14 protein-coding genes are annotated in these 14,228 nt (G+C 58.0%); 13 read left to right on the forward strand and 1 reads right to left on the reverse strand.

Annotation, left to right across the window (positions count from 1 at the left end; all coding sequences use genetic code 11):
• The 6 genes from BN874_RS00330 to BN874_RS00355 form a co-directional block, all read left to right on the forward strand.
• Positions 1 to 947 (forward strand): AMP-binding protein (locus BN874_RS00330; protein ID WP_034430045.1); only part of this gene is annotated, 947 nt, incomplete at its 5' end.
• A 24-nt stretch (positions 948 to 971) separates the two neighbouring features.
• Positions 972 to 1,802, forward strand: coding sequence for an NAD(+) diphosphatase (gene nudC / locus BN874_RS00335; protein ID WP_051497237.1), 831 nt, complete (start codon positions 972 to 974; stop codon positions 1,800 to 1,802).
• 67 nt (positions 1,803 to 1,869) lie between these two features.
• Positions 1,870 to 2,559 carry an HD domain-containing protein gene (locus BN874_RS00340; RefSeq protein WP_051497238.1) on the forward strand — a complete coding sequence of 230 codons (690 nt, stop codon included), beginning with the start codon at positions 1,870 to 1,872 and terminating at the stop codon, positions 2,557 to 2,559.
• Between the two features lie 33 nt (positions 2,560 to 2,592).
• Positions 2,593 to 3,549, forward strand: a complete 957-nt coding sequence (locus BN874_RS00345) for an adenylate/guanylate cyclase domain-containing protein (RefSeq protein WP_051497239.1) — start codon at positions 2,593 to 2,595, stop codon at positions 3,547 to 3,549.
• Positions 3,550 to 3,830: 281 nt separating this feature from the next.
• A complete protein-coding gene (hisC, locus tag BN874_RS00350; RefSeq protein WP_051497240.1) occupies positions 3,831 to 4,940 on the forward strand; it encodes a histidinol-phosphate transaminase in 1,110 nt (369 codons plus the stop codon).
• Positions 4,941 to 4,943: 3 nt separating this feature from the next.
• A complete protein-coding gene (locus BN874_RS00355) occupies positions 4,944 to 5,702 on the forward strand; it encodes a Nif3-like dinuclear metal center hexameric protein (RefSeq protein ID WP_034430048.1) in 759 nt (252 codons plus the stop codon).
• Between the two features lie 22 nt (positions 5,703 to 5,724).
• Here the strand turns inward: BN874_RS00355 and BN874_RS25255 are convergent, their stop codons facing one another.
• Positions 5,725 to 7,398 carry a hypothetical protein gene (locus tag BN874_RS25255; protein ID WP_230314283.1) on the reverse strand — a complete coding sequence of 558 codons (1,674 nt, stop codon included), beginning with the start codon at positions 7,396 to 7,398 and terminating at the stop codon, positions 5,725 to 5,727.
• 836 nt (positions 7,399 to 8,234) lie between these two features.
• On the opposite strand from BN874_RS25255, the gene pstS (BN874_RS00365) reads away from it, so the two are divergent.
• The 7 genes from pstS (BN874_RS00365) to BN874_RS00395 all read left to right on the forward strand — a co-directional run.
• The gene (gene pstS / locus BN874_RS00365) at positions 8,235 to 9,224 is read left to right on the forward strand and encodes a phosphate ABC transporter substrate-binding protein PstS (RefSeq protein ID WP_230314284.1); all 990 of its coding nucleotides are present in this window, start codon (positions 8,235 to 8,237) and stop codon (positions 9,222 to 9,224) included.
• A 104-nt stretch (positions 9,225 to 9,328) separates the two neighbouring features.
• Positions 9,329 to 10,306 (forward strand): phosphate ABC transporter permease subunit PstC, encoded by a 978-nt coding sequence (pstC, locus tag BN874_RS00370; RefSeq protein WP_034430052.1) that lies wholly within the window; start codon positions 9,329 to 9,331, stop codon positions 10,304 to 10,306.
• Positions 10,303 to 11,226 (forward strand): phosphate ABC transporter permease PstA, encoded by a 924-nt coding sequence (pstA, locus tag BN874_RS00375; RefSeq protein WP_034430053.1) that lies wholly within the window; start codon positions 10,303 to 10,305, stop codon positions 11,224 to 11,226. Before pstC ends, pstA begins: the two co-directional genes overlap by 4 nt.
• 22 nt (positions 11,227 to 11,248) lie before the next feature.
• Positions 11,249 to 12,082 (forward strand): phosphate ABC transporter ATP-binding protein PstB, encoded by an 834-nt coding sequence (gene pstB / locus BN874_RS00380; RefSeq protein ID WP_081756025.1) that lies wholly within the window; start codon positions 11,249 to 11,251, stop codon positions 12,080 to 12,082.
• A 17-nt stretch (positions 12,083 to 12,099) separates the two neighbouring features.
• Positions 12,100 to 13,164: a phosphate ABC transporter substrate-binding protein PstS gene (pstS, locus tag BN874_RS00385; RefSeq protein ID WP_034430067.1), complete on the forward strand. Its 1,065-nt coding sequence runs from the start codon at positions 12,100 to 12,102 to the stop codon at positions 13,162 to 13,164.
• A 5-nt stretch (positions 13,165 to 13,169) separates the two neighbouring features.
• Positions 13,170 to 13,865 (forward strand): hypothetical protein, encoded by a 696-nt coding sequence (locus BN874_RS00390; RefSeq protein ID WP_051497242.1) that lies wholly within the window; start codon positions 13,170 to 13,172, stop codon positions 13,863 to 13,865.
• Between the two features lie 84 nt (positions 13,866 to 13,949).
• Positions 13,950 to 14,228: hypothetical protein (locus BN874_RS00395; RefSeq protein ID WP_034430054.1), on the forward strand; the 279-nt coding region annotated here is incomplete at its 3' end.

Genomic DNA, 14,228 nt, shown 5'->3' on the forward strand with positions numbered 1-14,228 from the left:
GGTACGGCATCACCCCGGATGATGTCATGCTGCATGCCGGCGCGTTCAACTGGACCTATACCTTGGGGGTGGGTTTGACCGATCCTTGGGCCAACGGGGCAACGGCGGTGCTGTACAACGGCCCGCATGATGTCACCGTCTGGCCGATACTGATGGAAAAATTTCAGGCGACCCTGTTCGCGGCAGTGCCGGGGCTGTACCGGCAGATGTTGAAATACAACGATCTGAGTGCGTTTGATCTGTCCAGTCTGCGCCACGGCTTAACCGCCGGTGAGGCGCTTAGCGTGGCCCTGCTGGAACAGTGGCGAACTGCAACCGGTAAGGAACTGTATGAGGCACTGGGGATGAGCGAATGCTCAACCTACATTTCCGCCACACCCGGCCAGCCGATCAAAGTTGGCAGTCCCGGCAAATCTCAACCGGGGCGTTGCGTCGCGGTATTGCCGGTAGCCGGCGGTGAACAGCCGTTGCCACCGGGCGAAACCGGTCTGTTGGCGGTGCATCGTAGCGATCCGGGATTAATGCTGGGTTATTGGAATCGGCCCGATGAGGAGGATCTGGTCTATCGGGGCGACTGGTTCATCGGGGGCGATCTGGCGCAATTTGATGCTGACGGTTATTTGCACTATCACGGACGCAACGATGATGTAATGAATGCCATGGGTTATCGGGTGTCGCCGCTGGAAGTGGAACAGTGTCTGAGCCGGCATCCCGCAGTGGCGGAAGTCGCCGTGACCGAATTGGCGGTGCGCGAGGGCGTCACCGTGATCGCCGCGTTTGTGGTGCCGTTCGATCCCGACGAGATCGATGCCGCGCCACTGCTGGCTCACGCCCATGTGCATTTGGCCGCGTATAAATGCCCGCGTGAAATTATTTTCACTGATACCCTGCCGCGTACCGTTAATGGCAAGGTCAGGCGCCGCGATCTGGCGCAGCACCCGCGTTAGCGGCGAATAATGGAGCCATGGCCGATGCTGATGTTGCCCGATGATTTTGCCCTCGCCACAACCTTATCCGTCCAGAGTACCGCACCCGGCTGGTGGTTTGTGGTAGCGGGTGACCAAGTGCTGGTGCGAGTGACCAGGACCGGGGTTGAGTTGCCGATGGCACCAGAATGGCCGTTCGTTGACTGGCCGATCGTGCGGCAGATCGACTTGGGCGTATTGCGGGGTCGGCCCTGTTACGCGGTTGAAGCGGCGAAGCAGGAACCGCCCTCCGGTCTAGTGTTCGAGGGGCTGCGCGGCTTGTGGATGCGGTTGGAGGATGCGTTGATCGGGGTCGCCGGCCAGGCCCTGCAACTGATCGAATGGGATCGCAATCACGGTTTTTGTGGTCGCTGCGGAGTAGCCACCCAGCGCCGCGACGCTGAACGCGCCCGGCACTGCCCGGCTTGTGGACTGATGGCCTATCCCCGGTTATCGCCGGTGGTAATGGTGCGGATTACCCGTGAGCGTGAAATCCTGCTGGCCCGCGCCCCCCGCTTCGCGCCCGGCGTATACAGTGTGCTGGCGGGATTCGTCGAAGCCGGCGAAACGCTGGAGCAGGCGTTGCACCGGGAGGTCGCGGAGGAAGTCAACCTTCGAGTGCGGGATCTGCGCTATTTTGCCAGCCAGTCGTGGCCGTTTCCGCATTCGCTGATGGTTGCGTTCACTGCTGAATATGCGGACGGTGAATTGCAAGTGGACGGGCAGGAAATTCTCGATGCCAGATGGTTTACGCCCGATCAATTGCCAGGATTACCCAGCCCGCTGAGTATGGCGTGGCGGCTGATTCAGGATTTTTTGGCCCAGGGGGCAGAGTAGTGGCAGTGCTACCGGGAGTCGTGCCCGTTCAGGGCGACATGATCCGCATTTTTTGGAGAGATCCGTGATGTTCGAGCGATCCGGCTATGCCGCTGATTCCGCTGCGCCTAACCCCGACTCGGTAAAAGAAAACAGGCGCTTTCTGGCATTGTGGACCCGCTGTCTGGCAGGCGATCCCACTTCAGCCGAAAGGATCTACGCTGGGCTGGTCGAGCTGTATGGTGAAGCTCACCGCCATTACCATACCCTGAATCATATCCGGCATTGTCTGGCCGAATTCGACCGGGCGGCGGCGCTGATGGATCATCCCGATGCGGTAGAAATGGCGCTGTGGTTTCACGATGCGATCTATCAGCCGGGGGCGCATGATAATGAATGGCGCAGCGCTGAATTATTCCGGCAGTGGTCCAATGGGCGAGCGACTCCGGCCTTTCAGCGACGGGTGCATGATTTGGTGATGATGACTACGCACCAACAGTCACCGCGAGATCAGGATGCGCGGTTTGTGGTAGACATTGATTTGTCCAGCTTTGGCTTGCCATGGGAAAAGTGTGAGCAGGACGGACGCCGGATCCGCGCTGAGTTCGCCGATCTCCGCGATGATGAGTACTATCCTGGGCATTTACAGTTCCTACGGGTCTTGCAGGGTCGGCCCACCTTTTTTTTCACCGAATGGTTCCAGCAATGTTACGAGACGGTGGCTTGCGAAAATGTGGCGCGAATCGTCACGGAGTTACAGGCGCACGGTTATAACTGAATCGTGCGGTCATAAAGGCGCGGGGAGCGGGTTATGAAACTAAGGCTAGGCAACCTGGTATCGGGATTGGTCAGTCGCGGCGCGGCGCCACAACAGGTAGAGGCAACAGTGCTGTTCGCCGACATTTGCGGCAGCACCCGGTTATTTGAACAGCGGGGCGATCTCTATGCGCGGCAACTGATAGCGCGGGCGCTGGATATACTCGCGGCGAAAACCGGCGATCAGGGCGGCGAGGTAATCAAGACGATTGGCGACGAAATTATGAGCCGCTTCCCGACTGCGGAACAGGCGGTGCGTGCCGCCTGTACCATGCACCGAGGCATTAAGGATGATCCACAACTGGCGGTGCTGAATATGGCGGTCAGGATTGGCCTGCATCATGGGCCGGTGCTGGAGATCGAGAAAAACGATATCGTCGGCGATGCGGTCAATATTGCCGCCCGAATGGCCTCTGCGGCCAAAGCCGATCAGATTATTACGACCCGGGAGACAGTAACTCAGTTGCCCGCTGATTTGGAAGGAATCACTCGCAGTCTGGGTCCAGTGTGGGTGAAGGGCAAAGAGGATGAAATGGAAATTCTGGAAGTCATCTGGCATGAATCAACCAGTTTGACCCAGATGGCCAGCGCTGGTGATCAGGAAAAACTGCGCAACCTGTTTTATAACCGGTTGGTGCTGGAATATCGCGGCAAGAGCATTGAGTTGGCGCCCGGCACGCAACCCTTCACTATCGGTCGTGGCGAGAAAAGTAACCTGATGGTGGATCGGGAGCTGGTATCCCGCAGTCACGCCTTGATTGAGTGCCGTCAAGGCAAGTTTATTTTAATTGATCGCAGCACCAACGGCACGTATCTGTCGCTGGAAAATGGTTCGCGCTTCTTCGTGCGGCGTGAAGAATTTACCTTGCACGATGGGGGATCTATTTGTCTGGGGCAGGCGATCACTGATAAAAATCCTGATATTATTCGTTACCGGTGTGTTTGTGGATGAAATCTATTTTTTCGATAAAATTTCAATAATTTTGGTTCTTCGAGGATTCTTGTGGAAACCAGTGTTTGATGTCATAAAAATGTGTCTAATGGTTGGAGACTCTTAAGCAACCGATTGATTTGCAAAGGTGCAGACCGAGCCACTAGCCGTCTTGGCAGGCCCAGACCAGCCTCTCAAGGCCGGCTCCACAAGAACCCTCGAAGAACCATAATTTTCTAAATACGGTTGAGGTTATAACCCCGATCCCGTTTATTGGAACTTTTTGGAACCTTGCCGCTTTTATGACTCTTCCGAACGCTGAACTTATCTACCCAAAAATCCGCGCCAGCCATCGCTATTGGAGTCCCGTAGTGCATCGGCTGACGCCCTATGTGCCCGGTGAACAGCCTAAAATCAGTCAGTTGGTCAAGCTCAATACTAATGAGAATCCCTATGGGCCGTCACCGCAGGTACTGGACGCCATTCAGGCCGAGTTGTCAGATGCGCTGCGCTTGTACCCGGATCCGAATGCCGAACGGCTAAAACAGGCTATCGCTGACTATTATGGCGTAACTCCGGCACAAGTGTTCGTCGGCAATGGTTCCGATGAAGTGCTGGCGCATATTTTCCAAGCGCTGCTTCAACATCCAGCGCCGCTGCTATTCCCGGACATCACCTATAGTTTTTACCCGGTTTACTGCGGTTTGTACGGCATTGAGTGTATTGCTATACCGTTGGCCGAAGATTTTAGTCTGCGCGTTGCGGATTATCTGCGGCCTAATGGCGGGATTATCTTCCCTAATCCGAATGCACCTACCGGTTGCCTGCTGCCGCTGGCCGACATTGAATGGCTGCTGGCGCGCAACCCGGATGCGGTCATCGTAATTGACGAGGCTTATATTGACTTCGGCGGCGAGACCGCGATTGTTCTGGTCAATCGCTATCCCAATCTGCTGGTCACGCAAACGCTGTCCAAATCGCGTTCTCTGGCCGGTTTACGGGTTGGGCTGGCAGTGGGTCATCCCGAACTGATCGAGGCACTGGAGCGGGTCAAGAACAGCTTTAATTCCTATCCGCTGGATCGGTTGGCGATTGCCGGAGCGGTCGCGGCCTTCGCTGACCGGGAGCACTTCGAGCATACCCGACAGGCAGTAATCGCCAGCCGCATGGAACTGATTGGGGCGTTGCAAAAGCTTGGCTTCGAGACGCTGCCCTCGGCGGCGAATTTCATCTTTACCCGCCACCCGCAACGGAATGGCGCTGAACTGGCTGCCGCGTTACGCGAACACCGGGTCATCGTGCGTCACTTCCGCCAGTCGCGTATCGATCAATTTCTGCGGATCACCGTCGGCAACCCGGCACAGAATGCCGCATTGATTACCACCCTCGGTCAAATTCTGGCGGAATGCTAAGCCATGCAACTAAATGAATTGGTGGCCTATGCCGACCGGCTGCTGGCAGTAGAGAATTTTAGCGACTATTGCCCAAACGGCTTGCAGGTACAGGGGCGGGCGAAAGTGCGAATGCTGGTTGGTGGCGTCACCGCCTGCCAAGCGTTGCTGGATGTTGCAATCGAACGTCAAGCAGACGCCGTACTGGTGCATCACGGCTATTTCTGGAAGGGCGAAGATCCGCGCATCGTTGGCATCCGCTATCAGCGGTTGCGTACCCTGCTCCGCCATGACCTCAGCCTGCTGGCTTATCATTTGCCGCTGGACGCCCATCCGCTGTACGGCAATAACGTCCAACTGGCAGCGCGACTGAATTTAATCCTTGAGGACAATTTCGGCCCGTCGGGGCGCGGTCCTGCTATCGGTTGCCTGGGGACGTTGGTGGAACCGGTGAGCGGCCCTGAATTCGCCGCCCGCATCGCCGTAACCTTGGAACGGCAACCGCTGCATCTTCCCGGCACCGTTCCACTGATCCGCCGGTTAGCCTGGTGTACCGGTGCCGCGCAGTCGTATTTGGAAGCCGCGATTGAGCAAAAGGTAGACGCTTTCCTCACCGGCGAAATTTCCGAGCCAACGGTTCATCTGGCGCGTGAAGCGGGCCTGCACTATTTTGCCGCTGGCCATCACGCCACCGAACGCTATGGGGTACAGGCATTGGGCGCGCATCTGGCTGAGCAATTTGGCCTGCAATTCGCCTTCGTGGACATCGCTAACCCGGTTTGAGTAGTTCATTTCTACCTGTGTTTTACCACCGCCCCGCCACCGGTAAATCACCCGCCTGGCCAAAACTGCCGGCGTAGCAGCGATCCACGCCGCAGCCGTCCCATTGGCCGTTGCCGTTGTAATCCAGATACCAGGTGCCATTGCGGAACACCCCGACTTTGGCCTTGCCATCGCCGTTCCAATCCCCCGCCACCGGTAAATCACCCGCCTGGCCGAAGCTGCCGTACAGGCAGAGGTCTTGCCCACCGTCCTGCTGACAGCCATCCCATTTCCCGTTACTGTTGTAATCCAGATACCAAGTGCCGGCCCGGAACACGCCGACCCCCACTCGAACGCCACCCTCCCAATTCCCCGCCACCGGCAGATCATCGGTCTGGCCGAAGCTTAGGCACAGATCCGTACTACAGCCGTCCCACTTCCCGTTACCGTTGGCATCCAGAAACCACTGCCCGTTGCGAAACACGCCGATTTTGGCGACACCGGTCCCGTGCCAATCGCCCGCTACGGGTAAATCACCCGCTTGGCCGAAGCCGGCATAACAGCCATCAGCGATACAGCCGTCCCATTGCCGATTGCCGTTACGGTCTACGAACCATTCCCCAGTGCCGGAGCGCAGTACCCCGATGTAGCTCTTCGCGCCGCCATCCCAGTTGCCCGACGCGGGCATATCCCCAGCTTGACCAAAGCCGGTGAAGCAGAATTCGGTGCCGCAGCCGTCCCATGCGCCGTTGCCGTTGGCATCCAGGAACCATTGACCATCGCGGAATACGCCCATCGGGGTTACCGATGCGACTGTGCGGGTTTGGGCCGAATTGGGATCCACCATCAGCCCAGATGCGTCCACTGCCTCGAAGTGGTCTCCGGTCACGGTACTCAATTCGGCCACCAGCACTTCATCATCCCAGCAGATGCCCGGCGTACCGCTGATGTACCAGTTTGAGCCATTGTCGGCCAGTATCATCCCGTAAGTCTTAAGCGTAGTCAGGATGATCTGCGTCTGTAGCGAATAGCCGGACAAGTTAAAATCGGATTTCAAGCGGAAGCGCTGCCCCATGGGCGGCACGTTGGGATCAGTGATGGAAGAGGCGTAATGTCGCGCTGGCCAGATATATTTGCGTTGGGTGCGCTGGGCGGTGAAGCGCAAAGCATGGTTGATTGTGCCTGCGGCCAGTTCTTTACAGCGTGCCAGCCCCGGCAGGATCGGCAAGCCGGCAGCATCAGACGAAGTCCAACCGGACGGGCGCAGAGCGTTCGAGCGTAGATCGAAGATTGCCCCGGAACCAGCCTGCCAAGAGCCATCGGTCGCCTGACGGGTATCCCAGGTTTCATAAAGGAGGCAGTGATCCTGATCCACAATCAGCAGATGATGATCGCTGCCATATTCAAGAGCCGGTTTGAAGGGGATGGGATAGGGGCCTGAATCACTCTCGTCGGCATAATCGAAAGCAACCGGGACTTTCGGCAGGGTGCCGGAAACCGTGTTGTAGGGGATGCCTATCGGGCCACCGTCCCAAGTACCGGAACCGAAATCCGGGTGCAGACCAACGCGAGAACCGATGGATTGGATATAGGCGCTGGATCGGGCGTCTACCGGTAAATGATCCACCGGTGTGTTCCAGATGTTGTCGGCTGGAAAGATCGGACATTCGCCCAGCGCCAAGGCAGGAACAGCCAATAACACGGCAGAGATATTCATAGAGATTATGTAGCTATATTGGTTCATAGCGATGGTCCTCGGTCAACAAGACACCTTTAATTTTAACGTGAGTTCTGAATAAGGCTGGGGGTGGCTTCTGGGATGGAACCCGCTAAGGTTCTTGGGTAGCAGCACTTTCAAAGTGTAAAAATACAACATTGAAAATCAATAAGTTGAATTTAACCTTGAACCTTCTTCTTAGCCAAACCCGATGTTAGGCCGAGTCGGGTAACAGAGAATCAGACGGTTACGTCAACCATCAACTGAACACCTTGAAAGGGCTGGGATGAGACACTTTAGCTTCTTAAATGTCTTTCCTGTTCCACTGCACCTCAACTCCCATTCCCGCTTCAGCCGCGCCAGTTCCTGCGCCGCCTCACTGGGCAGTTTCTGTGATCTACCCCGCACACTCAACTGACTGCACCGCGCCAATCCTGGGGGTCAAGGTCTTCGGCGACAGCCGCTGACCGGCTCGCGGCGCCGTCAGGCTCTCTCCCAAAACCCAGCGCGCGGCTTATTACTCGTAAAACTCTTTCATGTAAACGCCTCAAGCGTTGCAGGGTTCGCCTCCATTTTCAATTTTGTTGACGTCCACTTTTTCCAGCCGACTTCAGAGGGTTCCGACGATCTGATCGAGGAGGTTCTGGTTTATTTTCAGCCGATTTTCGAGAGTTGTTGAACCCGACGTGACGGTACTGACTGTAATCAAACCGCAATAATAAGGAGCAAGAATAAACCGTTAATTTAACAAGCAACTTCATATATGAGGGGAACGCACTGTGAAGAAGTCGTTTATTCCAGCCGCGATGGTTGTTTTGTCACTAGGGGTCGCCAGCATGGCCCCGGCTTTGGCCCAAGAACTCCGGCTGACCGGATCTGGAGCCAGCTTTCCGTTCCCGATCTATTCCACCTGGTTCAAGGATTTCAGCAAACAGACCCAGGGCGTAACCGTTGATTATCAAGCCAAGGGCAGCGGCGCTGGTATCCAGGACTTCATCAATAACACCGTTGATTTCGCCGCCAGCGACGCCGCAATGACCGATGAAGAGATCGCCAAGGTCAAGCAGGGCGTCGTGCTGCTGCCGATGACCGCCGGCGAGATCGTGTTGTCCTACAACCTCGCTGGCGTCAATGAGCTGAAACTGCCGCGGGATGTCTATCCCGATATTTTTTCGGGCAAAATCACCAAGTGGAATGATCCGAAAATTGCCGCCGCCAACCCCGGCGTCAAGCTCCCCGACCAGAACATCACGGTCGTGGCCCGTTCTGACTCCAGCGGCACTACCTATGTGTTTACCAATCACCTGAGCGCGGTGAGCGCTGAGTTCAAGAGCACCGTCGGGCAAGGCACCACCGTGCAGTGGCCGAAGAGCTTTGTGAAGGCGCCGAAAAACGACGGCGTCACCGCCACCGTCAAGCAGACTCCTGGCGCCATCGGTTATATCGAGTACGGTTATGCCATCGCCACCAAACAGCCGATGGCTATCTTGCAGAACAAGGCCGGTAAGTTCGTAACTCCTGGCGACGAGTCCGGCAAGGCTGCATTGGCCAGCGCCGAATTCCCGACCAAAACCCTGCCGGGTTCCGATACGCCTGACTTGCGGGTTTGGGTGTCCGATCCTGCCGGCGAGCAAGCCTACCCCATCGCCACCTTCACCTGGATGCTGTTCTACAAGGATCAGGACGACGCCAAAGCCAAGGTGCTGCGCGATCTGGTCGAGTACAGCCTGACCAAGGGCCAGACCATGGCCCCGAAAATGGGCTACATCCCCTTGCCCGATAGCGTCGTCGCCCGGGTCAGAAAAGCCGTCACCCTGATCCAGTAAACCCGCCCGCCCCTCGAAGCGAACCGGATTCATCGGTTACAACACGGCCGAGGCTCCGTGTTCGCTTTCTGCGTTGGCAACACCGAAATATTGATGGGTAAATCATGGCATCGCATCACTTTGATCATGTTGATCGGTCTGGATCGGTATCCGGCCCGCCATCTGCCGGCGATTACGCCTTCGACCGGGGATTTCGCGGCATCGCCTGGCTCAGCGCCGCGTTCATTCTGGCGCTGGTGGTTTACATCGTTATCGAGATCGGCGGCAAGGCGCTGCCGGCGTTCTCTGAATACGGCTTCGGCTTCCTGACGTCGACGACCTGGAATGTTCAAACCGGGCAGTTCGGCATTCTCCCGGAGATTTGGGGCACTCTTTATAGTTCGCTGCTGGCCTTGATTATCGGCGGCGTCTTCGGCGTCGCCATCGCCATCTTCCTGACCCAGGATTTTCTGCACGGCCACCTGGCGGCGGTTTTCCGCACCATTATCGAGCTGCTGGCCGCCATTCCCTCGGTCGTCTATGGCCTCTGGGGCATCTACGTCCTGATCCCGTTGCTGCGCCCGCTGGCGAACTGGCTGCATGGGGAGTTCGGCTTCATTCCTTTTTTTGGCACCTCGCTCAGCGGTCCGGGTCTCGGTCCCGCCGCGCTGGTGCTGGCCATCATGATCCTGCCGACGGTGGCGTCCATCTCGGTCGATGCGCTGCATCAGGTTCCCTACAAAGTTAAAGAAGCCGCCTATGGCATGGGTACCACCCGCTGGGAGGCGATCCTCAAGGTGATGCTGCCGACCGCCGGTTCCGGCATCCTCGCCGCCCTGGTGCTGGGCTTTGGCCGCGCCCTCGGCGAAACCATGGCGCTCGCCATGCTGATCGGCAATTCCAACCAGATCAGCCTGTCGCTGTTCTCCCCCGCTAATACGCTGGCTGCGCTGTTGGCGTCCAGCTTTCCCGAAGCTGGCCCGGTTGAGGTCCGCGCCCTGATGTACGCCGCCCTGGTGTTGCTGGCCATCACCCTGATCGTCAACGCCATTGGCTTGGCGGTGATGAAATTCGCCACCCGGAAATTTGAGGCCGAACGATGAGTGAGCCTAATCTGACCGCTACTGCTGAGTTGATCGCCCTGGGCGCTCCGGAGGAGGCTCCGCGCCGTCTGCCCAATCTCAATCGCGCGCCCTTCGAGATCCGCGCGCTCAAGAGCGGATTCCTGACCGCGCTCACCTGGATCGCGGCCCTTCTCGCCAGCGTGCCGCTGTTCTCCGTCATCTACCGGTTGGCCATCGAGGGCGGCTCGCGCCTGGATTGGGAGGCGCTGACCGCACTGCCACCCTCCGCTTTTGAGCAGGGGGGCGGTTTCGGCAACGCCATTGTGGGCACGCTGGTTATGGTCGGCCTCGCCACGCTGATCAGCGTGCCGATTGGCATCTTCGCCGCTATCTATCTGGCGATTCTCGATCCCGACAGCCGATTGGCGCACAGCGTGCGCTTTTTGTCCAAAGCGTTGACGGGCTTTCCTTCGATCCTGGCCGGTGTGTTCGTCTACGCCGTCCTGGTGGTCACCATGAAAACCTACTCGGCGCTGGCCGGTGGGGTCGCGCTGGCGGTGCTAATGTTGCCGACCGTGGTGCTGGCCGCAGAGCAGGCCATGATGATGGTGCCGAAGAAGATGAAAGACGCCGCCTTTGGCATCGGCTGCACCCGCGCGCAAGTGATCTGGAAGGTGGTGCTGCCCACCGGCGCGCCGGGCATCCTGACCGGCGTGATGCTGGCGATTGCCGGCGCTGCCGGAAACTCGGCGCCGCTGTTGTTCACCGCGCTGTTCAGCGGCTACTACCTGACCAGCCTGACCGAGCCGACCGCCTCTTTAGCCATTCTGATCTTCAACTTTTCGGGTATGCCCTACGACAACCAGATCGAACTCGCTTGGGCGGCATCCCTGGTGCTGGTGATGGTTGTCCTGGTGTTCAACATCCTCGCCCGCATCATCGGGCGCCAGAAACACTAAGGCTTTTTCGAGGCCATCGAATATGAACGCAACAGCAGAAATGACAGCGGCTGGCGCCGCGTCAGCAAACGCGCCCGCCCGCAACAACATCGTGATGGACTGTCAGATCGACAAGGTCTTTTACGGCGACTTTCTCGCGGTGCGCGCCAGCACCGTGCCGATTGAGAAGAACAAGATCACCGGCTTCATCGGTCCCTCCGGCTGCGGCAAAAGCACGGTGCTGCGCAGCCTCAACCGGATGAACGACCTGATCCCGATCTTCCGCTTCGAGGGCAAGGTGACCTACCACGGTCAGGACATCTACGACAAAAAGGTCGATCCGGTGGTGGTGCGCCGCTATATCGGGATGGTGTTCCAGCAGCCGAACCCGTTTGCAATGAGCATCTACGACAACGTCGCCTTCGGTCTGCGCCTGAACGGCTTCAAGGGCAATCTGGATGAGCGGGTGGAGAAAGCGCTCAAAGGCGCGGCTTGCTGGAACGAGGTCAAGGACAAGCTGAAAAACAGCGGTTTGTCGCTGTCCGGCGGTCAGCAACAGCGGCTGTGCATCGCCCGCGCCATCGCCACCGAACCCGATGTGCTGCTGATGGACGAACCCTGTTCGGCGCTGGATCCGATTGCGACCCGACGGGTCGAGGAACTGATGCTCGAACTCAAGGAAAAATACACCATCGCGCTGGTCACCCACAACATGCAGCAGGCCACGCGGGTTGCCGATACGACCGCGTTTTTTGGGGTGGATATCTCCCAGGGCAGTCGCACCGGCTATCTGGTGGAAATGGGACCGACCCGGCAGATTTTCGAGGATCCCCGGGAGAAATTAACCGGGGAATACGTCCGGGGTGAATTCAGTTGATGCCGAAAGGAAGGATGATGGCTACTCGATTCTTACTGGCGGCAATCGCCACCCTTGGGTTCGTCGGTCTGATTCCTGCGGTTCAGGCCCAGACCGCAGCGCCTGCGGCCCCCGTTGCCAGCGGCCCAGTCGCTTTGCGCGGCGCCGGAGCGACTTTTCCCGCTCCGCTCTACCAAAAATGGATCGATATCTACACCAAAGCGAATCCAAGCCTTGCCATTGAATATCAGGCTGTGGGCAGCGGCGAAGGCGTCAAGCGGTTTCTGGAGAACTCGGTTGACTTTGGCGGCAGCGATGCGGCGCTCAGCGATGAGCAGATCGCCAAGGCGCCGGGGGGTGCCACTCTGGTTCCGGCTACGGCCGGCGCCATCGTTCTCGCCTATAACCTGCCGGATGTGAAAGGCGCGCTCAAGCTGAGCCGGGAGGTTTATGCCGACATTTTTCTTGGCAGGATTCGTAATTGGAACGATCCGAAAATCCAGACGCTCAATCCGGATCTCAAACTGCCGAATCAAACCATTACCCTGGTCGCCCGCCAGGACAGCAGCGGCACCACCTACGCGATGACCAACCACCTGAGCGCGATCAGCGCGACATGGCGCAATCAAGGCCCGGGCGTGGGCAAGGTGATTGACTGGCCGGGCATTTCCATGGTCGCTCCGGGCAACGAAGGCGTCGCCGGTCGCATCAAGCGGAGCTGGGGATCGATCGGCTATGTGGAATATGGCTTTGCCAAACGACTCGGATTACCCATGGTCCACTTGGAAAACAAGGCTGGGCGTTACATCGAACCGGGTCTGAATAGCGGTCAGGCGGCGTTGGCCGCCAACATCAGCCAGATACCGGGCAATCTGCGGGTTTTCCTGCCCGACCCCGAGGGTGATGACTCGTATCCCATTGTCACTTTCACTTGGCTGCTGTTGCATGACCGTTATCCAAATCCGCAGAAAAGCACGGCGCTCAAGGGGTTCGTGAACTGGGCGCTGATCGAAGGCCAAAGTTACAGCAGCGACATGGGCTATATCCCATTGCCTGCCGATGTCGTTGCCCTCGCCCGTGTGGCGGTGGACCGTGTTCAGTAACCCCCATGGGGCTGCTGAATCTCCCGGCGATTGAGGCCTCCCTGCGCAGAGTTCAACAGAATTTTGAGTCCATCAACCAGCAACTGACCGGGCAGCGGGATCCGATGAGCGACGAAGTCGTCGAAAATCTGCTGGCCGGTTATGCCTACGTCGATATCCTGATGGAGTGGGATATCGACATTTTCGCCAAAGGCAAGCATAAGTACCTGCTTGAACTGAATAATATCGTCCTGTGTGGCCCCGATCAGGAACTGCGTGCCGAATTCGCCCAGCATATCAAAGCCACTCACAGCCGATTTTACGAAGAGCCGGGGGGTGGAATTGAGGATATGGTCGAGTGGCGCGCCAACCATCTAAGCGAGTCGGTTTGGAAGTTGGCTGCCGGCCTCTATGTGCGGGCGCTGAGCAGACCGCAACTGTTCATCGAGGGCAACCATCGCACCGGCGCCCTGATCGCCAGCTATGTTCTGCTGCGAGGCGGGAAGCCGCCTTTTGTGCTGACTGTGGACAATGCCCTGGCCTATTTCGATCCTTCGACGGTGATTCGCAATATCAGCAAGCTCGGTCCTATAGCGCTGTTCCGGCTGCCAGGCGTCAAAAGTCGGTTTGCCCGGTTCCTGGAGGATCAGACCAACCCTCGCTACTTGCTTGCCCCGGACGCGCCAGCGGTTCCGGGATCGCCGTGTTCCTTCAATTTTTAGATACTCAAGTTATTTCTAATCCGACTCCGGACCATAACAACCTTGCCGCGCCGTTTGGGGCGTCGCTCTTCGAGGGAAATTCGCATGTCCGCCAAGACTCATGAATCCGGAACCGACCTTAGCCTGACGCGGGTTAAACCCAAACGAGGCAAGGCCCGGCGAACCCCAGCTACGGCCTTAGCCGATCACGCGCTGGCGCCCCGCGAAGGTCTGTTGGCCCATGCCTGGCGCGACCGGGATCTGAGCTGGCTCGACTTCAACTGGCGGGTGCTGCACGAGGCGCTGGACCCGCGCACGCCACTGCTCGAACGGCTCAAATTTCTCGCGATTTTCACTTCGAACCTCGACGAGTTCTACATGAAG

It is taken from the genome of Candidatus Contendobacter odensis Run_B_J11 (assembly GCF_000531125.1).
Taxonomy (GTDB): Bacteria; Pseudomonadota; Gammaproteobacteria; order Competibacterales; family Competibacteraceae; genus Contendibacter; species Contendibacter odensensis.